This window comes from Faecalibacterium prausnitzii, assembly GCF_049532945.1.
GTDB lineage: Bacteria > Bacillota > Clostridia > Oscillospirales > Ruminococcaceae > Faecalibacterium > Faecalibacterium prausnitzii_N.
Map to the genome: position 1 here is coordinate 3,003,737 of NZ_CP186691.1, position 22,336 is coordinate 3,026,072.

The window sequence follows — 22,336 nt, forward strand, 5'->3', positions numbered from 1 at the left end:
TTTTGTTGTTTATCTGCCGCGGCCACCGCCGCCGCCATGGAACGAACCGCCGCCCGCGTGGAAGCTCCCGCCGCCGCCAAAACTGCCGCCGGAGCGTCCGCCGCCCATGCCGCCGCCAAAGGAACCTCCGCCGAAGCCGCCGCCCCCACGGGGAGGACGCGGCCCGCCGCCGCGCGGCGGGCGGGGGCCTCTGGGGCCGCGCGGGCCGCCGGGGCCCCAGTCGTCATACGGAGGTCTGCGGCGGCGCCGGCTGCCCAGACCGTAGCCCAGACCAAAGCCGAAGAAGGGGCCGAAACCGCCACCGCCCATGCCATGCCGGATGCCGCTGAAGATCACCTTCAGGGCAAACAGGATGATCAGAACGGACAGAAGCGTCACGAAGGGCGATTGATAGGATGCCGCCGGGGCATCGTAATAGGAATCATTGTAACTGCCCGTATTGCCATTGCCCACCGTGCCGGTGCTGCCGGTCGTGCCACTCAGGGTCACGCCGTAGATGTCGGCAATGGTGCTGGCCACATTCTGGGCACAGGTGGTCACGGCGGCGTCATAGTCGCCCGCCGCAAAGCTGTCCTCCATGGTCTGAGCGAGGGCACTGGCCTGACTTTCCAGCGTGGTGTTGCGGAAGCCGTCGCCTGTCGCCAGATAATAGTCGCCGTCCGCATACTGCTGGGACTGCATCACCAGCAGGATCAGCACACCGTTGTTGTTGCTGGAGCTGCCCAGCCCCCAGGCGTTGGCGGCCTGCACGGCGTAGTCCTCGGTGGAGACGCTGCCCGTGTACTCCACGGTCAGCACACCGATCTGTGCCCCGCTGCACTGTTCGGTCAGCTGGGCGTTGAGGTTCTCGATCGTCGTGGTGGTGCTGTCGCTCAGGACATTGGCATCGTCCACGACGCACTGGTCGCTGGGCAGGCTGGGCAGCTGGGCCTTGGCCGCAAAGGCAGCAGGCACCAGCGCCGTGACGCCGACCGTCAGAACCAGCAGCACGGCGCACAGCCGGGAAGCAAATCGTTTCATTGTTTTCATGCGAAGGGTTCAACCTCCTTTACACCGAACAGGCTTTTCAGCACACTGGCCGGAAAGCCGCCGGTGTCCTTCTGATACGCGTAGACCTTTTCGTTATAGGTCAGGTTGCCGATGATGGTAGCCGCACTGTTGAACTGGCCGTACTGCCCCTGCACTGCGCCCATCTTCATGGGATCTGCGGCCTGCTCCTGCAGCTTTGCGTAGAGCTGATCGATGGCCGCGCCCAGGGCGGCATCGGCCTGATACAGCGCATGCATCGTGCTACCCTGATAATAGGGCAGCGAGGTGAGTGCCTGACTTTTGCCGCCGTTCTGCACGGCTTCCAGACAGGCGGTAAAATCGCTCAGCGCGCTCTGTGCGGCCTGCACCTCGGCGTTGTCGGCCCCCAGCGTATTGACACCGGTGGTGAGGATGTTCGCCGCCGTGTTGGCGCGGGTGGTCAGCTCTTCGCTCAGGGTGTAGCCGCCATCGGCTGAAACGCCGACGGTGTACCACTTGGCGGCTTCGTTGGCCTTGGCCTTGAGCTTGGCGCTGCCAAAGCCCAAAAAGGCCGCCAGCATCACCACCACGCTCAGCGCAAGGGCCGCGCCCTGGGTGCGCAGTGCCGCCGGAAGGGCCGTTTCCAGCCCGGCCAGCTTCTGTTGTGCCGGGGTCAGGCGGGCCGTTTCGGTCTTCGGTGCCGCCTCGCGGTAGCTGCCCGCGTCAAAACCGCCGGGATTTTGATTCTGGTTTCTGGAAAAATCTGCGTTTGCCATCTCAGCTCCGGATCTCCATCATTTTTGCTTTCAGTTCGTCCTCGATGCGGTTCAGCTCCTGCTCGGCGGCAGCACGCTTTGCGCGGCCCTCGCTCTGGATCTTGTTCAGCTCGTCCAGCGTCTCGATCAGGCTCTTGTTGGTCTGCTGCAGGGTCTCGATGTCCACCACACCGCGCTGGCTCTCCTTTGCGGTCTCGATGGTACCCATCTTCAGGGCCTCGGCGTTCTTCTTGAGCAGGTCGTTGGTCATGTCGGTCACGGCACGTTCGGCCTGCATGGCCTGCTGGCTGTGGGCCAGACCCAGTGCCAGCACCATCTGGTTCTTCCACAGGGGGATGGTGTTGACGATGGTAGACTGGATCTTCTCTGCCATCATGGTATTGTTGTTCTGCAAAAGGCGGATCTGCGGCCCCATCTGCAGGCTGATGTTGCGGGTCAGCTCCAGATCATAGAGCTTCTTCTCAAAGCGTTCGCACTGGTCGGCCAGATCACGAGCCGCCTGTGCATCCTCCGGCAGGCCGGAAGCCTTGGCCTTGTCCATGGCCTGCTGCAGCTCGTTTGCGCGCACATCGGCCAGCTTCTTTTTGCCGGCCAGGATATACATGCTCAGCTCCTTGAAGTAGGCCATGTTCAGATCATACATCTTATCCAGCATGGCGATGTCCTTGAGCAGCTGCACCTGATGGCCCTCCAGCATGGACTGGATCTTTTCCACGTTGGTCTCGGCCTTGTTGTACTTCATCTTCATGGCATCCAGCTGGTCGCCCTTCTTCTTGAAGAAGCCCAGAATGCCCTTTTTCTCCTCCTCACCGGCATCAAAGCTCTTCAGCTCACCGATCAGGCTGGTGATCATATCGCCCACTTCGCCCAGATCCTTGGTGGACACCTTGGAGAGCGCAGCCTCGGAGAAATCGCCGATCTTCTTCTGACAGGCGGAGCCGTACTGCAGCACCTGCTGGCTGTTGGTAATATCGATCTTTTCCGCGAAGGAATCCACCATCGCCTGCTCCTCCGGGGTCAGCCGGACTTCCGGTGCGGCGGGGGCGGGGGCTTCCTTCTTCTCCTCCACCGGCGCAGCAGCGGGAGCGGGGTCCAGCGTCAGGGTGGGTACTGCGGGTGCATCGAGGTCAAAATTCAGGGTATTGTTATCAGCCATTGTTGATTCCGTCCTTTCCAGTTCCAACAGCGCCTGCCGCACGGCGGCCTGCGCCGGTCTTCCGTTATAAGCCCTGGCCCTTGAGCATGTTCTGCAGCACCGTGATATCTGCAGAAAGGTCCATGCTCTCGGCGGCGTACAGGGCATCCAGCTGGTTTTCAAACGCCGTGGCAATGGAAGCAGCATTGTGCTCCACTTCCGCGCGGATGGAAGCGGCGTTCTCGCCCTTGACGCCCTGTCGGGCCAGCTTTGCATACTGCTGCAGAACGTTCACCGCATCCGGCAGGTAATAGTTTGCGAACCGACGCACCTGTTTGGCCTTGGCGGGGCAGGCCTCCACCGTCTCCACGATGGAGCGGCCCGCCTTTTCCATGCGGGTCATCGCCGCCGAGAGGTTCGGGTCCGGCAGGGCCTCGTTCAGGGCGTGGAGAGTATCCAGCTGCTTCTGCATCCCGGTGAGCATCGCGTCCACATCCTCCACACCGGTGTGGAAAGGCACTTCGTGCTCCACCACCCGGGGCGGGCAGATTTTTTTTGCCACGCCGAACGCCGCGCAGGCACCGCCCAGCGCCGCCAGAAGCGCCCACAGCTTATACACCGGCAGTACCGCGCAGAGCACCACGAACACCAGCGCCGCCGCATACCACGGCAGAACGCTGGGCTTTCTGGTGCGGATGATCTTGCTCATGTTTCGAACTCCTTGTCCGGGAGCCTGCGGCTCCCTGTATGGTTCCATAATAAAGCCTTTTGGGAAAAACGCAAGCGTTTCACGAATAATTTACAGCTTTGAAATCAAGATTTATTATTTAGCCACGGTCCCAGCGCTTCGCCCCAGATCTCTTTCAGCTGGTCGGGGCGGCAGGCAGCGTTTGCCGGGCTGGTGCTGGGCAGCTTGACTGCCGGGATGCCGCTGATGGGTTCCAGATAGTTGGTATAAATCTTATAGGCCGTCGCCCCATTGCAGAACACCGCCTCGATGGGCGCTTTTGCCAGCAGCCCTGCGATGTCGTTGGGGACCACATCCCGGATGGACGCATCCGACGCCCCGGTGATGGTGCAGCGTTCCAGCGTGTCCCAGAGGGCCAGCCCATGGCGCAGGATGATTTGCTTTTTGGCTTCAATGTCCTCACGGGCAGGCACCGGCTCCCCGGTCAGCGCGGCCAGCATGGGCCAGAAGCGGTTCTGCGGGTGGCCGTAGTAAAAGGCCATCTCCCGGCTTTTGGGGCTGGGCCAGGTACCGAGGATGAGGGCGCGGCTGTGCTCGTTGTAGACCGGCGCAAAGCTCATTCCGCCACGCCTGCCTTTTCCATCGCGTCCCAGGCCGAGCCGAGGTCGCGGCCGGAGGGCACAGCCTTCGGGCCATCGAACCAGAGTTCCTCGATGAGAGCGGCCAGGCCGTCCTCCCGCACATCGCCAATGATGCGGTCGGCGGCAGCCTTTGCGTCCGGCGTGCCGTTTGCCATGCAGCAGCCAAGGCCCGCTGCCTTCAGCATGGCCACATCGTTGGCAGAATCGCCTGCCGCCACGGCATCGGCCAGTGTCAGACCCATTTTTTCGCACAGGTCGGCAAGGCCAACGCCTTTGTCCATTCCACCGCGCACAATGTCGTAGTAGCACCAGCCGTCTCGGCCGACGCCGCCCGTCTGCATAAAGTGCAGGCCCAGGTGGCCGAACTTTTCGTGGAAGCGGGCCAGCTCCTGCGGCGGCATGACCACGAAGGCCGCGTGGGGCATATCGATCAGGTGGCGGTCCTGGTCCTCACCATCCAGGCAGGCCAGGCCGCTTTTCGGCAGGGAATCGTAGAAGCTCTTCAGCGCATCGTACTCGCAGTAGGCGTAGCAGGCATCCCTGAAATTGAACTGCAGCGGATAGTTATAATCCTCGCAGAAATCCACGAGGGCGTACATCTCCTCGTTGGTCAGCGGATGTTCGGCCACGACGGTGCCGTTTTTGTCCACCACACAGGCACCGTTGCAGGTGATGGCATAATCGAACCGGATGCCGCCCAGCTGCTCTTTGTTGACGACGCAGTATCCGCGCCCGGTGCTGAGCACAAATCTGCCGCCTGCGGCCTGCAGCTTTTTCACGGCCCGGACCACCGCCGGGTGGGGCTTCGGCTCCCCGAAGGGGACCAGCGTGTTATCGAAATCACTTGCCAGAAGTTGATATTGCATGGTGTTCTCCCTTGCTTTTATAATATGTTCCAGTATACCACAAAAAGCCGCCCTGAGCAATTTCAGGACGGCAGATCAAATAATAAATCCGGCTCAGCCCGCCAGCGCGACCACGAGCTGGATGCCCACGCCCACGGCAGCGCCGGAGGCCCAGGTCAGGCCGGTGATGAACAGGTTCTGCTTCCACGAAGGATTGGTGCGCCACAGCACCGCAAGGCCCACGCCTGCACCAGTGCAAAGGCCCGCCACCAGACTGGAAAAGCGCAGAGCACCCTCCACATACAGCTGGGTCAGCAGCACGCTGGCGGCGCAGTTGGGGATCAGGCCCACCAGTGCGGCCACTACCGGCTGGAAGAAGCCCATGCTGCCCAGAAGGTCTGCAAACACATCTTCGCCCACGCCTTCCACGATCAGGCCGAACACCAGACTGAACGCAAAAATGAACACAAAAATCTCCAGCGTGTGGCGGAGCGCGGCCTGCCAGATGGGGCGTTCATGCCCCTCCTCGTCATCGTGGGTCTCGTGGCAGTCGATCTCATCGGCGCTGCCGGTGTAGCCGCCGCGCAGCGATTTGGGCAGCACGCCGCGCAGCACAAAATCCAGCACAAAGCCCACCACAATGGCGTATACCACCTTGATGACCATGAGCACAGCCAGCTTATCCCAGTAGGCCGGCATGGATACCAGCAGCGGGATGGCTTCGTCGCTGGTGGCAAGGTAGACGGCCATCAGGGTGCCCAGCGTGATGACGCGGGAGGAGTAGAAGTTGGACGCAATGGCCGAAAAGCCGCACTGCGGCACACAGCCCAGCAGCGACGCCGGGATAGCCCCCCAGCGGCCGCTGCGTTCCAGCACGGCCTCGATCTTCTCGCCGTGGCGGTGCTCAACGTATTCAATGAACAGATAAGCCAGAAACAGGAAGGGCAGCATCTTGGCGGTATCCACCAGGCTCTCGCCCAAAATATCCAAAAACAGTTCCATACGGGGTTCTCCTTGCACCGGAACGGCGCTTCATTTTAGTAAATTGCAAATTGGTTGCATTTTCGTGCAAGGGAGATTATACATGGTTTCGGCGCAAATTGCAAGAGGAATTTGCAATTTATTTGCAAATTTGTTTTTACCCTCTCCGTCATTGCTTCGCAATGCCACCTCCCCCGAAGGGGGAGGTTTTTTCCGCGCTTTTTTATAGAGCAAAAGCTCCCCCTTTCGGGGGAGCTGTCGAGCGTATGCGAGACTGAGAGGGTTTACCCCTTCAGAGGCACGAAGCCGACGAGGTCCTTGACCACCTCGCCGCCGATGATCAGGCCGGCCACCGAGGGTACAAAGGCATTGGAGCCCGGCACCGAACGGCGCTGGGTGCACTTGCGCTGGGTGCCCGGAGGGCAGATGCAATGATTCTTGCAGCTGATGGCGTCATCCTCGATGGGGGTCATGGCAGGCTCCTTGGAGTAGACCACCTTCAGGTGCTTGATCCTGCGCTTGCGGCACTCGGTGCGCATCACCTTGGCCAGCGGGCAGACCGAGGTCTTGTAGATATCGGTCACTTCAAAGCGGGTCGGGTCCATCTTGTTGCCTGCGCCCATGGAGCAGATGATGGGGGTGCCTGCCTCCTTGCACTTCATCACCAGCGCCAGCTTGCCGGTGACGGTGTCAATGGCATCCACCACATAGTCGTACTGGGTAAAGTCGAACTGGTCCTGCGTCTCCGGGGTAAAGAAGGTCTTGTAGGTCGTGACCTTGATGTTGGGGTCGATCTCGTGGATGCGCTGCGCAGCCACATCTACCTTATATTGCCCTACCGTGCTGCGGGTGGCGATGATCTGGCGGTTGAGGTTGGTCAGGCAGACTTTATCGTCATCGATCAGATCCAGTGCCCCCACGCCGCTGCGCGCCAGCGCTTCCACCGTGTAGCCGCCCACGCCGCCGATGCCGAACACCGCCACGCGGGAATTGTGCAGTTTTTCCATAGCTTCCGCGCCCAGCAGCAACTGCGTGCGGGAATACTGATTTTGCATATCGATACTCTCCACTTCTCTGGTCCTGCCGCGCCTGCCCGGCGCAGCCGGTTTTCGGTTGCTTCATCATGCGCTCCCACCGGGGAGCGGGTCACTTTTCCACCCGCACGATGGTGCCGCCGCCCAGGACCACATCGCCCTGATACAGCACCACGGCCTGACCGGGCGTAGGTGCGCGCTGGGGCTGGTCAAATTCCAGCCGGAAGCCGCACTCCGCCGGGTAGACGGTGGCGGCCTGCTCCACCTGATGGTACCGGGTGCGGGCTGTGACCCGCAGCGGCCCGGTCAGCTCCGGAATGGCGATCCAGTTCACCTCGTCCGCATACACGATGCGGTCGAACAGGCTTTTCTCCGGGCCGACCGTGACGGTGTTTGCCTGCATGTCCTTGCCGCAGACGTACACAGGTGCCCCCATGGCAAGGCCCAGCCCCTTGCGCTGGCCGATGGTATACCGCACGGCCCCCTTGTGGGTGCCCACTTTGCGGCCCGCCTCGTCGAGGAAATCGCCTGCCGGGTAGTGCTTGCCGGTGAAATCTTCCATGAACTTTTCGTAGTCGCCATCCGGCACGAAGCAGATGTCCTGACTGTCGTGCTTGCGGGCATTGACAAATTTGTGCTGCTCCGCGATCTCGCGCACCTCAGTCTTGTGCAGGCCGCCCAGCGGCAGACGGATATGCGCCAGCTGCTCCTGAGTGAGGTTGTAGAGCACGTAGCTCTGGTCCTTGCCCTCGTCCAGCCCCTTTTTGAGCAGGAAACGGCCGGTGGCCTCGTCCTGCTCCACCCGGGCATAGTGGCCCGTGACCACATACTCCATGCCGTGTGCCCGGGCCCAGTCCAGCAGATGGCGGAACTTCATATATTTATTGCAGTCAATGCAGGGGTTCGGCGTGCCGCCCGCCTCATACACGCGGACGAATTTTTCAATGATCTGTTCCCGGAAGTCGGCCGTGAAATCCAGCACCTCGTACGGGATATCCATGGCATACGCCACCTCTGCCGCGTCCTCGATGTCCTTTTCCGAGCAGCAGGTGTGAAAGCCGGACTGTCCCAGCGTTTCGTTGCGGGTGAGCCGCATGGTGATGCCGGTGCAGTCATAGCCTGCCTGCTGCATGAGCCATGCCGCCACCGAGCTGTCCACGCCGCCGCTCATGGCAATGAGCGCACCGGGGCGGTTTGCATTCTGTGTTTCTGTCATTTTGTTCCTCATGTTATAACATACAAAAGCAGTAGTATTATACTACCGCACGTCCGTTCGCTTGTCAAGACGCAGCGATCTGCGCCGCTGCGGCCAGAAGCGCCGCTTTCTCATTGGGGAGCTGCTCGGTGAGCACCTGTTCCAGCAGAGCGTCCAGCACCCGGCGCAGCCCCGGCCCCGGCCGGATGCCTGCATCCATCAGGTCGCGGCCATTCACAGCCAGCTGGCTGACGCGGCAGCAGGCACCGTCCGCTTCCAACTGACGGGCCAGCTCGGCTTGCACAGCAAACTCCGCCACCCGGTCCGGCGCGATTGCCCCACAGAGCGCATCCAACTGCTCTACCATGTGCAGACCATACTTTCCCAGAAGGCGCTTCGTCTGAATCCGTGTCTCTTCCAAAGGAGAGTCGGAAGTTCTTCCGAAGACCGTCCGGTGGGTGGGGCCCTGTTGCCGCAGGCAATGGGGCGGGCAATGGAATGGCCCGATTCGTGTCTGAGGAAGAAGCTCCCGACTCTCCCCCACCAGCGTCGCCACCGTGCCGGTCAGGGCGTTGGAACACTTGAGCCGCCTGAGCGCCGCTCTTGCACCGGCTTCGCCCAGCGGGCACAGCAGTGCAGCCAGCCGGACCGGGACGTGTTCCATGCCCGGTTCCAGCGCGTCAAGGATGCGTCGGCTTTCCGGAAGCTCTGCCGCATCCAGTTCCGGGAAGATGACCGCCAGCACCTCCGCTTCCAGATAGGCCCCCGGTGCCGGAGCTGCCAGCAGACGGCTCAGCTCCTCCGCGATGCGCTCTTCGGACACGCAGTCCAGATGGCGGCAGAGCGCTCTGGCCGCCTGCCCGGTGGCCGGGTCGATGGCAAAGCCGAACCGGGCCGCGAACCGGTAGAGCCGCAGAATGCGCAGGGCGTCTTCCTCGAACCGGCGCTGCGGCTCCCCCACCGCCCGCACGATGCCGGCGGCAAGGTCGCTCTGCCCGCCGAACGGGTCGATGAGCCCTTCTTCGGCGTTATAAGCCATGGCGTTGATGGTGAAATCCCGCCGGGCCAGGTCTTCTTTCACATCCGGCACAAAGGCGACGTGGTCCGGGTGGCGGCCGTCGGAATACGCCCCCTCGGTGCGGAAGGTCGTGATCTCGTACAGCTCCCCGCCGTGTTTGACGGTCACGGTGCCGTGCTGCAATCCCGTCGGGATGCAGTGCGCTTTCCCGAACAACTCCAGCACCTGTTCGGGGGTCGCGCTGGTGCAGAGGTCCCAGTCGTGCGGGGTCTGGCCGAGCAGACTGTCCCGCACACAGCCGCCCACCGCATAGGCGGCATGGCCCGCCGCATGGAGGCGCGTCAGCAAGGCCGCTGCACCGGGGTCCAGCGGGAAGGAAATGGTCTCAGCTGTCATGAAGGTTCCTCGTCGTATCGCAAAATGATCTGTTGTCCGTCCACGCCGCATTCCACCGCCGGGAAGGCCGCTTCCGCCGCCGGGCGGGCTGCTTCCGGGTCGGTGATGATGGGCGAATAGTGCATGAGCCAGAGCCGCCGCACCCCGGCTCGCGCCGCCAGTTCAGCGTCCTGCCGGAAGGTGCTGTGCCCATACTGTTTCGCCTGGGCCTGCTGCGCATCGTCCGGGTAGGTGGCATCGCAGAGAAGCAGGTCGGCATCCTGTGCGGCCTGTTCCAGCGCGGCGCAGGGGGCCGTATCGCCGGAGAACACGAACCGCAGCCCTCTGCGGGGTGCGCCCAGCACCTGTCCGGGTGCAATGGCCGTCCCATCTTCCAGAGTGACCGGCCCCCCGCGCTGCAACATGCTCCACTGCTGTACCGGCACCCCCAGCGCTCTGGCTCTGGCTGGGTCAAAGCGGCCTGCACGGGGCAGCTCCAGCCGGTAGCCCCGGCTGGGGACCCGGTGCTTCGTCCGGAAGGGCAGCAGTTCGGCCCCCACCGGCCAGCCGGGGGCCAGCGCGTCCAGCCGGACGGGGTCGGTGCCCAGCGGCACAGCCCGGATGGCATAGGGCTGGGGGCCGGCCAGGGTGCGGATGGCGCCCCAGACCGGCTCCATCCCCTCGGCCGGGCCAAAGATCGTCAGCGGCCGGGTGCGGCCCTGACAGCCCAGCGTTTGCAGCAGGCCGGGCAGGCCGAAGAGATGGTCGCCATGGTAGTGGGTCAGGCAGATGGCGTCCAGCTTCATCAGGTTGACCCCGGCGCGGCGGGCAGCGGTCTGGGTGCCCTCGCCGCAGTCCCACAGCAGGCCGTGGCCGCCGCAGGCAGCAAACGCCGCCGAGAGTGCCCGGTCCGGCAGTGGCATGGTAGCCGCAGTGCCCAGCAGTGTGATGGTCAGCATAAAAAGTCCTCCGTATCGTTCCCCTTTAGTGTACCACACTTCGCCCCGGTGCACAATCGGCGCAGCGGGTGCATAGGCTGGGGCAGATGATGTTCCGGAAAGGAGGATGCGCCATGCAGCGCAAGCAAGGTCCCCGCAGGTCTTCCCACGCTCCCCGTCTGGTGCTGCTGTTGCTCTTCGCCCTGGTGCTGGCCGTGGCGGGCGGGCTGTTCAGCTGCGCGTTCCAGCCCATGATGGCCGCCCGCGGGACGATGCTGTTCCTGCCGGGGGTGTAAAAAAATTTTCGTGAAATTTCGGATCTTCTCTTGACTCCGGCAACGAGATCTGACCGCATGAAAATAAGCCGCACCTGCGAAGGCGCGGCTTATTTTTATGCTCAGGAAAGCCGATTCAGCCGGACGGCCACATACGGGTCCGGGAGCTTGAGCTCGTCGGCCAGGTCCTCTTCGGTGTCGTATTTGTCCCCGGCCAGGCCGACGACCACACTGCACACCGCGTATCGGCCGCTGGGCGAAAGGGCGGTGATCTTTGCCTCTCCGTCGGCCACAGCCGTCACGACGCCGTTGGTGTCCACCGTGGCAACGCCCGGATTGCTGGTGACCCAGGTGATGGGCACACTGCCGCCGCTCTCCACGGCCACCGTGGCGCACAGGGCCTCCTGACTGCCCACCGTCTTGAGCAGCAGGTCTGCCTTGTTCAGTGTGACCTTGCCGACCTCGGATGTGACCGTGACGGCGCACCGCAGCGCCTGCCCGTTGGAAGCAAAAGCCGTGATGGTGGCACTGCCCGGCTTCTGGGCCGTCACGACGCCTTTGTCATCGACCGAGGCGATGTTGGGGTCGCTGCTGCGCCACTGGTACACATAAATAAAGGAATGGTCGCTGTTGGTCAGCGTGAGCTGCTTTGCGGGGTGCAGGACATCGTACTGCTGCACCAGTTCCAGACTGGTCTCGCTGAGGGTGGGTTTCTGCGCCTCGGCCTCCTCCCCCTTGCGGGTGACGGTGACTTCGCAGGCGGCGCGGTCGCCGTGGTCCGAGATGGCGGTGATGGTGGCCTTGCCCACACTGCGGGCCGTCACCTTGCCGTCACCGTCCACGGTGGCCACACTGGGGTTGCTGCTCATCCAGACGATGAAGTAATAATCGCTCTGCCCGCCGGTGTAAAGGTAGGCCTTGGGGCGCGGATCGTCCGCCGTGATCTCCAGCTCCATCTCGGTCACTTCCAGCGCGAGCTTTGCGGAACTGTTTTCCGCGCGGGGTGCTGCCTGCGCCGCCAGCGGCGAGAGGGTCAGCGTTGCCCCCAACAACAGGGCACAGAGCGCCCGTCCCATCGGGTGAAAAGAATGTCTCATAGGGTCGAACGTCCCTCCTTTTTCGCTTCAAAGAATTGGCGTGCCGCACACAGGTACTTTTTCCGCGTCATGATCGTTCTCACTTTCGTTTCATTGTACACAGGATGCAAATTCTTTTCAAGCCGTTCGCCCTAAGAGTTCACAATTCGAGTCTCTTTTTGTGGAAACGCATAGTTTTTTGCAGCAAAAACTGTGCAAAAAATCCCATCCGGACCGTGTCTTTATGCCGGTTCCTCCGTGTAATATTGGGCCTGTGCGTTCCACAGCTCATAGTATTTTCCGGCGGGGTCGGCCAGCAGGCGCTCGTGGGTGCCTTGCTGGATGACCTCGCCGTGGTCGAAGACGGCGATCTCATCGCAGAACTTGCAGGAGGACAGCCGGTGGCTGATGTAGATGGCCGTTTTGTCCCCCGCGATCTCGTTGAATTTGGCGTAGATCTCCGCCTCGGCCACGGGGTCGAGCGCGGCGGTGGGTTCATCCAGGATGATGAAGGGCGCATCCTTGTACAAAGCCCGCGCGATGGCGATCTTCTGTGCCTCGCCGCCGGAGACGGTCACGCCGTTCTCGTCCAGCTCCTGATACAGCGCCGTGTCCAGCCCCTGCGGCATCGCCGCCAGCCGTTCCCCGAAGCCCGCCTTTTGCAGGCAGTCGGTCACGCGGGCGGCATCGTATCCGGTGCAGGCCGCGACATTCTGGCCCAGCGGGAGGGCCAGCAGCCGGAAATCCTGAAAGACGACCGAGAAGATGTCCATGTACTCGTCGTAGCGGTACTTCCGGATGTCGATCCCGTTCAACAGGATGACTCCCTCGGTGGGGTCGTACAGGCGGCAGAGCAGCTTGATGAAGGTCGTTTTGCCGCTGCCGTTCATCCCCACCACGGCCAGCCGCCCGCCGACCTTGAACTTCATGTTCAGGTGGCGCAGGGCGTACTGCGCACTGCCGGGGTAGCGGAAGGAGACATCCCGGAACTCCACCGTATACTGGCGGTCGCTCCGCTTTTCGGTGGTCAGGCTGCCCTGATACATGTTGTTTGGCAGGTCGAGGTAATCGAAGATGTTTTTCATATAGACGCCGTTGATCTCCATCTCGGCCAGCATGTTCACAAGGGTGACGACGCCCTGGAACAGGTTGGCGGCCGCACCGAGGTACTGCGTCACGGCATCCAGACCGAACGCCCCACCGCAGGCCTTGAGGCAGACAAAGAGATAGACCAGCCCCATCAGCAGCGCTGACACTGCCGAGGAGGCCGACCGGAAGATCCCCATCGCGCCCCGGCGCAGCCTCGCGAAGGCATCCCACAGACCCACCATATAGCCGCTGACCACATTCTGATACTGGTCGTACATCCGCAGGTCGGGGGCGTTCTTCGGCTCTTCCGGCAGGGTGAGCTGGACATGGAACATCCGGTTGCCCAGCTTCCCGGACTCCTGCAGCAGCGGCATATATCTGGCCGCCTGCCCCGCGAACACGGGCGACAGGCAGGCGGTGCAGACCATCACGGCCCAGAACGCCGCCAGAAACAGCGGGTGCCCCAGAAAGGCCAGCCGCCCATCCGGCACCGCCGCGGTGAACAGCCCCCAGCAGAGCACCACGCCGCCCAGGATCTGGAACAGTGCCGTGGCGATCTTTTCCACCAGCAAAATGCAGATCGTGCCGCCCGCACCCGATAGCCTGGCGTCCTGCTGGATCTGGCTGTACATGTCATAGACCCGCTGGCTGTCCTCATCCACATAGTCGAGGGACATCTGCTTGTCCATATACGTTCGGGTCTGCCGCCTCCATAGGTCGTCCGTTTCTGCTTCCTTCCAGTGGAACGCCGCCGTGCGCAGAAGGGTCAGCACGGCGGTCGTGCCCAGGGTCCAGAGCACCCAGACCATCAGCCGGTGCGGGTCCCGCCCGCCGGACAGTTCGCCCACCAGCTGGGCCGACAGCCAGACCGTGGCATAAGGGCTCAGCGCCGTGAGGGCGGCACTGGCAAAGGTGGCATAGAAAAACTTCGGCGACAGCTTCCAGAAGATGTTCCACTCCCGCCAGGCGTACCGGCACCCCTGCCGGATGGTGATTGTTTTGTTCGATGCGCTCATGCTTCGTTCTCCTCCCGGTAATACTGGCTCTGCACCTCAAACAGGTCGGCGTAGCCGCCGCCCCGTTTCAGCAGCTCTTCGTGGGTGCCCTCCTCGGCCACCCGGCCGTCCTTCAGATAGAGGATGCGGTCGCAGAAGCGGGTGGAGGCCAGCCGGTGCGAGATGAACAGGCTGGTCTTGCCTGCCGTCATCTCGTTGTATTTCTGGTAGATGTCGTTCTCGGCGATGGGGTCGAGCGCGGCGGTCGGTTCATCCAGCACCAGCACAGGCGCATCCTTGTACAGCGCACGGGCCAGCATCAGCCGCTGGGTCTGCCCGCCGGACAGCTCGATGCCGTCTTCGTAGACCTCCCGGCCGATCTGCGTTTCCAGCTGTTTGGGCAGGCTCTGCACCTTTTCGGTCAGGCCCGCTTCGTCCAGGCAGTGCCAGACGCGGGCCTCGTCGATGCCGGTGCGGCACTGGGCCACGTTCTCGGCCACGGTGGCCGACAGGACCGAGAAATCCTGGAACACCGCCGCGAACAGCTTGTAATAATCCCGGCGGTTATACGGGCGGATGTCCTGCCCATTGAGCAGGACGCGGCCCTCGGTGGGGTCGAGGAAGCCGCAGAGCAGCTTGACCAGCGTGGTCTTGCCCGCACCGTTCAGGCCCACGATGGCGAGGTTCTCGCCGGGGCGGACGGTCAGGTCGAGCTTGTGGATGGTGTCCTTCTCCGCGCCGGGGTACCGGTAGCTGACCCCTTCGAGCCGCAGCTCATAGGGGGTGTCCAGCCGCTTTTTCAGCTGGAGGCCGTCCTCAAAGCGGAACGGTTCCGGATATTCGAGAAATTCCCGCACGGTGGAGATGTCGAGACACTGCTTGTGCAGTTTTGCAAACTTTTCCAGAATGCCGCTGACCCACTGGGCAAAGCCAGTGGCCGCGCCGAAATAGAGCAGGAATTGCGAGACCGGCAGGCCCTGTTCCAGTGTCAGCCAGATCAGGTAGGCATAGGCCGCGCCGTTGCGCACCAGCAGCAGGGCCAGGTCGATGACATTGGCCCAGAGGTAGGCCGTCTCCCGCCGGAGCAGGAAGCCGTGGTAGAGCCGCATCGTGCTCTCCCAGAGTTCTTCCACCCACTCCCGCAGGCCGAAGATACGGATATCCTTGCCGTACTGCCGGTCGGTGGCGACCTTCTGCACGTAGGCCAGCCGCTTCACATACCCGGCTTCCTCCTCGCGGTGGCGGTAGCCCCACTCGTTGATCCGCCGGGACGCCAGATAGCTGACGACCGATGTGGCGCAGACCAGCAGGCAGAGCCAGGCGTTCAGGCCGGACAACAGCAGCAGGTAGGCTCCGAAGCCGAAGAGGTTGGTCAGGATCTCGCCCCAGCTCACCCAGAATGCTTCGACGGATTCATTGTTGGTGCTCCCGGCCCGGTCGGCCTTGGCGCTCAGATCCAGGAAGCGCTTGTCCAGCAGGTTCGGGTAGGAGGTGCCGGCCCGCTTGCGGGCCGAGAGGTCCAGGATATCGACCCGGACGTTCATTTTTCCAAAGAGATTCAGTTCGCTCAGGTAACTTTGCAGGAAGGTCAGTGCGACCAGCAGCACGGAAAAACCGCCAATGACCGCCAGCAGACGGCCCAGCGCCATTCCCTGTTCCAGCACCCGGAGCACCGCCGGGGCAAACAGCAGCTCCGCGATGGTCCTGCCTGCCGTGACCAGCGCCAGCGAGAGGCCGACCGTGAACACCGTCCAATGTCTGCCCCGCCATGCCACGCCCAGCATATAGGCCGTGATCTGCCAGAGGTCGTATTTTGGTTTTTGCTTCGTTTTGTTCGTTCCCGTTTCCATGTGGGATTCCCCTTTCGTTCGTCTGGGCCTATCCTACCACAAAAAATCGTCCCCGGCACAGATCGGGGACGAACGGTTCATTTTGGGGGATGAAATGCAATGGTTTCCTTGGTACAACCTCTCAGTCTCGCTGACGCTCGCCAGCTCCCCCGAAGGGGGAGCCACTGGAGAAACCGAACACGTTGCAGGGACTGCCAAAGCCTCTCCTACAAGGAGAGGTGGCAATGCGAAGCATTGACGGAGAGGTTGTACGAAGTTCCATTTTTACATTTGCGGAATCAAGATCTCCGTCGTGAAGGCTCCATCCTCACTGTTGCGGCTGAGGTAGCCGTCCAGTTTTTCGACGATGGCATCGATGCGCACCAGCCCGAAGCCGTGGCCCTCGCCCTTGGTGGTGGCGAACCGCCCGGCAAGTTTTGTCTGCTTCTGGCTGGCCGTGAAGTTGGTGAACGAGATGTAGAGCTGGGTGCCCTTCATATCCAGATACACCCGGATGAGGCGTTCGGCTTCGGGCAGAGCGGCGCTGGCATCCATGGCGTTGTCGAACAGGTTGCCGAGGATGCAGCAGAGGTCCAGCTCGCTCATCTTCAGCCGGACCGGGATGTGGGCGTCGATCTGCACCGGGATGTTCCGGCTCTTCGCGAGGGAGATCTTGCTGTTGAGGATGGCATCTGCCATGGCATTGCCCGTCTTGACCGCAAGGTCCACGGTGTTCAGGTCGGTGTCCAGCTGGTCAAGGTAGGCCCGGATGCCTTCCAGATCCCCCTGCGCCGCCAGGACCTTCATGGTCTGGATGTGGCCGCGGTAATCGTGCCGCCAGCCCCGCATCTGGCGGTACATGTTGTCCACCTCTTTGTAGTGCGTCTCGATGAGCTCCCGCTGGTAGGCTTCGATGCGGTGATCCAAAAGCCTTGAAAAAAGTTTCAGCATCTGTTTTCCCTTCCTCTGCCTCATGTCCTCTCGATGATGGCCCGGTTCAGCGGCTCATAGCTGCCGCGCGGCAGGGGCAGCACTGTGCCGTCCGCCAGAACGACCTCCTTTTTGGTCACGCGGCGGATCTGCCTCAGGTTCAGGATCATCCCCCGCCCCACCCGGAAGAACTGCTCGTCCAGCTCTGCCTCGAACTCAGCCAGCGTCCGCTTGAGGGTATAGTCCTGCCTGGCGTGGACGGTCACATAGTTCTGGTGCACGTCCAGATACCGCACCTCATACAGCGGCAGACGGATCATCTCGCCGGAACGTTCGAGGTTCAGGCAGCGCTCGTTCCGGCGGTGCTTCTCCCACGCGCGGTCGAGCACGGCACAGAGCTTTTCGGGGCGGACCGGCTTCATCAGGTAATGGAGCGCGGCCACATCGTAGCCCTCGGCGATGTAATCCGAGTAGCCGGTGATGAAGACGATCTGCACGGCTTCGTTCTCCTGCCGGACCGTTTTGGCCAGCGTGACACCGTCTGCGCCGGGCATTTCCACATCCAGCAGTAATAAATCAAAGTTTTTATCCTCTGCGTAGCAGAACAGAAACTGTTCCGCCGAGGAAAATGCCCGGCATTCCAGCGCGACGCCCCGCTGCTCTGCCCAGTGCGCCACGATGCCGCGCACATAGTCCGCATCCGCTGCGCTGTCGTCGCACACCGCTGCCCGATACGCCATCCTGTTCTCTCCCCTCTGTTATCTTTTTTCCGATTATGACACATTTCCGGTGGGATTGCAACAAAAAAGAGGCTGCGAACCTCCCTTCGTCATCGCTTGCGCGATGACACCTCCCTCAAAGAGGGAGGCTTTTCCGGCCTACCGCCACGCCAAGGCTCCCTCTCCGAGGGAGCTGGCACGGCAGCGCCGTGACTGGGGGAGTATCGCAGCCTCTTGGGCTGGTTCTTAGTAGTTGTGCTTCTTCAGCTCAAAATAGCTCTGGGGATGTGCGCAGACGGGGCACTTGAGGGGTGCAGACTTGCCGATGTAAGTGTAACCGCAGTTCCTGCACTGCCAGACCTGCTGCTCCTCGCGGGCAAAGACCTTGTTGTTTTTCAGGTTTTCGGCCAGCGCACGGTAGCGTTCCTCGTGCTCCTTCTCGATCTGTGCCACCATGGTGAACAGTGCTGCGATCTGAGGGAAGCCCTCTTCTTTGGCCTCCTTGGCCATGCGGGGGTACATCTCGGTCCACTCGTCGTGCTCACCGCCTGCTGCCATGTCCAGACAAGTCAGGGTATCGGGGATGGAGCCGCCATGCAGGGCCTTAAACCAGATCTTTGCGTGCTCCTTCTCATTGCCGGCGGTCTCCTCAAAGATCGCGGCCAGCTGCTCGTAGCCTTCTTTTTTTGCCATGCTGGCAAAGAAGGTGTACTTGTTGCGTGCCTGGCTCTCGCCTGCAAACGCTTCCATCAGATTTTTCTCGGTTTTGGTACCCTTCAGTTCCATAATCCATGCTCTCCTTTATTGTTGTGTGTATGTGTTCACCTCCGGCTGCAGCCGGGGCGTTCCTTCTGAGAGTATTATAGCAGAATTTGAACTCAAAATAAAGAATAATTCCTATTTATTTTAAGAATAATTTTCAGTTAGTGCTGCTTCAGCGCGCAGACAGCCAGGCTGAGGGCGCTCCACGCGGCCTGATACATCAGCACAGCGGCAACGGACAGGGTGCCGATGCTGCCCGCATAGGTCAGCAGCACACCGATGGCCACCGAGAACCAGACCGACACCAGCTGCACCGTGGTGGCAGCCGTCTCAGCGTTCTGGGCCTGCTCGGCGGCGCGGAGACCGCCGATGAGGCTGACGAAGCCCTCATCGTGCAGCATACAGCAGCGGGCTGCGTTCTCCGGCTGCGCCGGGGCGGCGTTCAGGGCGTCGCACTGATCCTGTTCCAGCAGGGTGATCATGCCCTCCGGCAGATGGTAGGCGTCTGTGATGTGCTTGGCGGTCAGGCTGGGGTCTTTGCAGGTGACCAGCAGGCGGATGTTCTCCTTTTGCAGCACTTCCAGCCCGCGGGCCGCATTCCGCCCGCCTGTGGAGCGCAGCACGAACATGGCGTGAAGGTTGCCCGAAACCGCCAGATACAAGATCTGCAAGGTCCCATGCTGGGAGTGCTCTTCCTCGTACTCCGTTTCGGGCACGGGGACGCCCTCCTTTTCCATATAGGCGCGGTTGCCGATCAGGACACGGTTGTTATCGCACCAGGCCGCAAAGCCGAGACCGTAGTGGATCTCCAGATCCTTGACTGGGAACAGGATGTCTGTGCGTTCCTCAACGATCTGGCGGAACAGACCGCGCAGGGTCTCGCAGCTCTGGTTCAGGATGCTGGCCGCGTACAGGATGGCGCGGTCGATGCGGCCGCCCTTGAAGATGCGGATATCCTCCAGATTCACGCTGTCCGCGGTGAAAAGCTCGTCGGCGTCCACCTGCACGGTGTCCACGCCGCCCAGTTCTTCGATCGCGGCCCAGCCGGGAATGACCGCGCCGGCAGCGGCGGCGCTCTTTTGCAGCCGCAGGGTGGCCAGACCGGCCACCAGCGTGGAGGAGAGCGGAGCGCCCATGCAGAGCATGGCGGTCATGGCCGCAGCCATGCCGTTGAGTCCGCCGCCGAACAGCAGGAACGCCAGACCGCTGAGCACCGCAGCCCCCAGCAGGATGTACGACGTCTTGCGGGCGCGGCGCTCACTGGTGCGCTCGCCAAAGCTCTGTTCCAGCAGGGCGTCGTCCCACTGGACCGGGCGACTGAGCAGGACCCAGGGGTCCTTTTCGTCCAGACTGCGGGCAAGCATCCGGATCAGGTCCTTGTCCTTGACCCGGAACGCCCCCTGCAGCCCGGCCGGGTCTTTGGTGGCCAGGTCGTAGCCGTTTTTCACAGCGGCCAGCTGCACCCGGCTGCCCAGCAGGGCCATGAACAGCCCCAGCGCCGCGATGCCGGACAGCAGCGTCCAGCTGGACGTCTGGTAGCTCCTGGCATTGAGCAGGGCGATGGCGGCTTCCAGCGCAGCACCGCAGGCGGCCAGCGCAGGCATGGTGTCCGCACTGGGGCGGCGGTCTTTTTTCAGGCCGCTCAGACCGTCCCGCAGGACGGGGTAGGCCACGGCCAGCGCCGCAGCCAGCACCAGCAGGTTGGCGGCGTAGAATGCCGCCGGAGCGACGACCGGGTCCAGCGAGGCAATGGGTGCCAGCAGGCCCGCCGCCGTCAGCCCGAAGTGGAGCAGCACCACAGCCAGGATGCCGCTGAGCACACAGCGCAGCGTGAGTTCTGCGCTCATCTTATGCAGTTTCTCGCCCACGGTTTCGGGGGTAGATTCTTCGGCAGGCTCTGCGGCAGCTTCCTCTGCCGGGGCCGCAGGCGTCTCGGCTGCGGATGCGTCGCCGGGCGCGGCTTTTGCAGCCGCTTCCTCAGGCTGGGCAGCTTCGGCGGGCGCGGCATCCGGTGCGGAGACCGGCGCTTCCGGCTCCTCCTCAAGGCCCACCAACGGGATGCTCATGCTGTCATCCATGCTGGGCGGCGTCTCCCGCGTGGGGGCCGCAGGCGCGGTTTCGTCGTCGCCTTCCCCAAAGAAGCGGAAGGGCTGTGTCGGCTCCGGTCGGGCCTCTTCCGGCTCCGGCCTGCAGGTCCGGTCCTCGGCGAAGACCATCTTCGGCAGGGCCGCGCGGGCCTTTTCCTCGGCCTCCAATGCGGCGGTCTCGACGCCCAGCACCTCCTGCGGGGCGGGCGTGTCCGCTTCGGGCCGGGCCGGTTTCGGGGCCGGGAAGAGCAGGGCCTTGAGTTCCTGCATCTCGGCATGTTCCTTCTGCTCCTGCGGGGTCAGCGGGCCGCGCACATAGTTCTTCTCATATTTCGGCTGCTGCGGCTGCGGGGCGGGCTGCTTCTCGGCAGCAGGCTTCCGCTCGGCCGGGGTGGCCGGGGCAGGCTGCACCGGCGGTTCCGGCTCCTCTGCCACAAAGAAGTCTGCGGCCAGCTCCAGATCGGCCTTCGGCTCCGCGGCCTCGTCTTCCCCGCCCAGCCGAATCTCACCCGTCGGCGGAAGTTCCTGCGGCATGGCAGGCTTTTCGGAGGCAGGCTCTGCCTCCTCCTTGGCGCGGCCCAGGATGCGGCCCAGGATGCTGCTTTGGGTCTTCTGCTTTGCAGGCTCCTGCTTTTCGTCGTCCCGGTGTTTCATCTCATCGGGCACCTGCGCCACACTGGTGCTGAAAAAGGTGCGGAATTTTTCTTCCTTGGCTGCGAGGTCCTCCGGGTTCGTTTTTTCAAAGCCGTTTTTACGGGCATCATTCTTCGCCATTCGTTGTACCTCCCTGCTCAATCTCTGCGGAGCAGTCCGCGTTTATTCGCCTGCGCGCTGGGACTGGATCTCGTACAGAATAATGCCCGCAGCCACCGACACGTTGTAGCTGTCCACACCGGTGCCCGGTGCTGCCATATCCAGCCGCACCACACCGTCGCACAGCTTTTTCACCAGCTGCGAAACACCGCTGCCCTCGCTGCCCAGCACCAGTGCAATGGGGCCGGTCAGGTTGTTCCTGCGCAGAGACACGCCGTCCATATCGGCGCAGTAGACGAACACACCCTGCTCCTTCAGGCGGCGGATGGTCTCGCCGATGTTGGCCACACGAGCCACCGGCAGGCGTTCTGCGGCACCTGCGCTGGACTTGATGACGGTAGGCGTGACCGATGCGCCGCCGCGCTTTGGGATCACGATGCCATGCGCACCGCACAGCAGAGCACTGCGCATCACGGCCCCCAGATTGTGCGGGTCTTCAATGCCATCGCTCAGAACGAGGAAGGGCGGCTCCCCCTTCGCCTTGGCTGCTGCCATCAGGTCGTCTACCGTCACATATTCGATCTCGCTGGCAAATGCCGCCACACCCTGATGGCTCTCGGTGCCGGTCATCAGGCGCAGCTTGTTGGGGTGGACCCGCTTGACGGTGGCCCCGGCCTCCTTGGCCATGGCGGTGAAGTACGCCGCCACAGCGGGGGCCATGCCCTCGGCCAGCAGCACTGTATCCACGCCGGAGCCGCTCTTGAGCAGCTCGGTCACAGGGTTCTTGCCGTAGACCAGGCTCTCATTCTTCGGCGTGTCCTCCGCAGCGCGGCGGGGGCGGCGCGGCATTTTCTGTTCGTCCATTGTGTTCTCCTTCCATTTATCGAAAAGGGACAGGCCCTTTTTGTTTCACTGTTTACGAAATTCGACAGATTGTCATAGTAAAGTATAACATAACCGCTCCGCCTTTGCCATAGGATTCCCCTTTTTTCCCACCTGAATTTTGTCCCGGTCGGCAGCGGGCTGCGCCCTTGTCATTTTATTGGTATATTTTTTTCGGCAAAAGTTTTCCACATTCGAGTCCATATACACTTTGTAAAACGGGCCTTTCTTTTCCACATGTTGAAAACTCCGTTGAAAGTGTTCAAAAATCAAGCATCTGCGCCCACTTTCCGGGTGGAATTCCA

20 protein-coding genes are annotated in these 22,336 nt (G+C 62.4%); 1 reads left to right on the top strand and 19 read right to left on the bottom strand.

Annotated features, from left to right (window positions below):
* Positions 1-9: 9 nt before the first annotated feature.
* The 11 genes from ACNQFG_RS15175 to ACNQFG_RS15225 all read right to left on the bottom strand — a co-directional run bounded on the left by ACNQFG_RS15175 (position 10) and on the right by ACNQFG_RS15225 (position 10,655).
* Positions 10-1,029 carry a TPM domain-containing protein gene (locus ACNQFG_RS15175; RefSeq protein WP_423405471.1) on the bottom strand — a complete coding sequence of 340 codons (1,020 nt, stop codon included), beginning with the start codon at positions 1,027-1,029 and terminating at the stop codon, positions 10-12.
* Positions 1,026-1,784, bottom strand: coding sequence for a LemA (locus ACNQFG_RS15180; protein WP_423405472.1), 759 nt, complete (start codon positions 1,782-1,784; stop codon positions 1,026-1,028). Before ACNQFG_RS15180 ends, ACNQFG_RS15175 begins: the two co-directional genes overlap by 4 nt.
* A gap of 1 nt (position 1,785) precedes the next feature.
* Positions 1,786-2,940 (bottom strand): toxic anion resistance protein, encoded by a 1,155-nt coding sequence (locus ACNQFG_RS15185; protein ID WP_423405473.1) that lies wholly within the window; start codon positions 2,938-2,940, stop codon positions 1,786-1,788.
* A 64-nt stretch (positions 2,941-3,004) separates the two neighbouring features.
* Positions 3,005-3,628, bottom strand: coding sequence for a 5-bromo-4-chloroindolyl phosphate hydrolysis family protein (locus ACNQFG_RS15190; RefSeq protein WP_423405474.1), 624 nt, complete (start codon positions 3,626-3,628; stop codon positions 3,005-3,007).
* A gap of 104 nt (positions 3,629-3,732) precedes the next feature.
* Positions 3,733-4,227, bottom strand: a complete 495-nt coding sequence (locus ACNQFG_RS15195) for a DNA-deoxyinosine glycosylase (protein WP_423405475.1) — start codon at positions 4,225-4,227, stop codon at positions 3,733-3,735.
* Positions 4,224-5,114 carry an HAD family hydrolase gene (locus ACNQFG_RS15200; protein WP_423405476.1) on the bottom strand — a complete coding sequence of 297 codons (891 nt, stop codon included), beginning with the start codon at positions 5,112-5,114 and terminating at the stop codon, positions 4,224-4,226. Before ACNQFG_RS15200 ends, ACNQFG_RS15195 begins: the two co-directional genes overlap by 4 nt.
* Positions 5,115-5,207: 93 nt before the next feature.
* Entirely contained in the window at positions 5,208-6,095 is an 888-nt protein-coding gene (locus ACNQFG_RS15205) for a putative manganese transporter (RefSeq protein WP_423405477.1), read from the bottom strand.
* Between the two features lie 263 nt (positions 6,096-6,358).
* Positions 6,359-7,129 carry a tRNA threonylcarbamoyladenosine dehydratase gene (locus ACNQFG_RS15210; protein ID WP_423405478.1) on the bottom strand — a complete coding sequence of 257 codons (771 nt, stop codon included), beginning with the start codon at positions 7,127-7,129 and terminating at the stop codon, positions 6,359-6,361.
* Between the two features lie 91 nt (positions 7,130-7,220).
* The gene (gene mnmA, locus ACNQFG_RS15215; RefSeq protein ID WP_423405479.1) at positions 7,221-8,324 is read right to left on the bottom strand and encodes a tRNA 2-thiouridine(34) synthase MnmA; all 1,104 of its coding nucleotides are present in this window, start codon (positions 8,322-8,324) and stop codon (positions 7,221-7,223) included.
* A gap of 64 nt (positions 8,325-8,388) precedes the next feature.
* The gene (locus tag ACNQFG_RS15220) at positions 8,389-9,717 is read right to left on the bottom strand and encodes a CCA tRNA nucleotidyltransferase (protein ID WP_423405480.1); all 1,329 of its coding nucleotides are present in this window, start codon (positions 9,715-9,717) and stop codon (positions 8,389-8,391) included.
* Positions 9,714-10,655: a ribonuclease Z gene (locus ACNQFG_RS15225; protein ID WP_423405481.1), complete on the bottom strand. Its 942-nt coding sequence runs from the start codon at positions 10,653-10,655 to the stop codon at positions 9,714-9,716. Before ACNQFG_RS15225 ends, ACNQFG_RS15220 begins: the two co-directional genes overlap by 4 nt.
* A 113-nt stretch (positions 10,656-10,768) precedes the next feature.
* Here ACNQFG_RS15225 and ACNQFG_RS15230 point away from each other — a divergent pair, with 113 nt between their 5' ends.
* Positions 10,769-10,930 carry a hypothetical protein gene (locus ACNQFG_RS15230; protein WP_423405482.1) on the top strand — a complete coding sequence of 54 codons (162 nt, stop codon included), beginning with the start codon at positions 10,769-10,771 and terminating at the stop codon, positions 10,928-10,930.
* A gap of 101 nt (positions 10,931-11,031) precedes the next feature.
* Here the strand turns inward: ACNQFG_RS15230 and ACNQFG_RS15235 are convergent, their stop codons facing one another.
* The 8 genes from ACNQFG_RS15235 to rlmB form a co-directional block, all read right to left on the bottom strand.
* On the bottom strand, positions 11,032-12,006 hold the full coding sequence (locus tag ACNQFG_RS15235) for an Ig-like domain-containing protein (RefSeq protein ID WP_423405483.1): 975 nt from the start codon (positions 12,004-12,006) through the stop codon (positions 11,032-11,034).
* Between the two features lie 221 nt (positions 12,007-12,227).
* Positions 12,228-14,090, bottom strand: coding sequence for an ABC transporter ATP-binding protein (locus ACNQFG_RS15240; RefSeq protein ID WP_423405484.1), 1,863 nt, complete (start codon positions 14,088-14,090; stop codon positions 12,228-12,230).
* The gene (locus ACNQFG_RS15245) at positions 14,087-15,919 is read right to left on the bottom strand and encodes an ABC transporter ATP-binding protein (protein ID WP_423405485.1); all 1,833 of its coding nucleotides are present in this window, start codon (positions 15,917-15,919) and stop codon (positions 14,087-14,089) included. Before ACNQFG_RS15245 ends, ACNQFG_RS15240 begins: the two co-directional genes overlap by 4 nt.
* 264 nt (positions 15,920-16,183) lie before the next feature.
* Positions 16,184-16,849, bottom strand: a complete 666-nt coding sequence (locus tag ACNQFG_RS15250; protein ID WP_302275468.1) for a sensor histidine kinase — start codon at positions 16,847-16,849, stop codon at positions 16,184-16,186.
* A gap of 20 nt (positions 16,850-16,869) precedes the next feature.
* The gene (locus ACNQFG_RS15255) at positions 16,870-17,568 is read right to left on the bottom strand and encodes a LytR/AlgR family response regulator transcription factor (protein ID WP_423405486.1); all 699 of its coding nucleotides are present in this window, start codon (positions 17,566-17,568) and stop codon (positions 16,870-16,872) included.
* Between the two features lie 225 nt (positions 17,569-17,793).
* Positions 17,794-18,333: a rubrerythrin gene (rbr, locus tag ACNQFG_RS15260; RefSeq protein WP_423405487.1), complete on the bottom strand. Its 540-nt coding sequence runs from the start codon at positions 18,331-18,333 to the stop codon at positions 17,794-17,796.
* 137 nt (positions 18,334-18,470) lie between these two features.
* Entirely contained in the window at positions 18,471-21,170 is a 2,700-nt protein-coding gene (locus tag ACNQFG_RS15265; RefSeq protein WP_423405488.1) for a cell envelope biogenesis protein OmpA, read from the bottom strand.
* Between the two features lie 42 nt (positions 21,171-21,212).
* Entirely contained in the window at positions 21,213-22,013 is an 801-nt protein-coding gene (rlmB, locus tag ACNQFG_RS15270) for a 23S rRNA (guanosine(2251)-2'-O)-methyltransferase RlmB (protein WP_423405489.1), read from the bottom strand.
* Between the last annotated feature and the right edge of the window lie 323 nt (positions 22,014-22,336).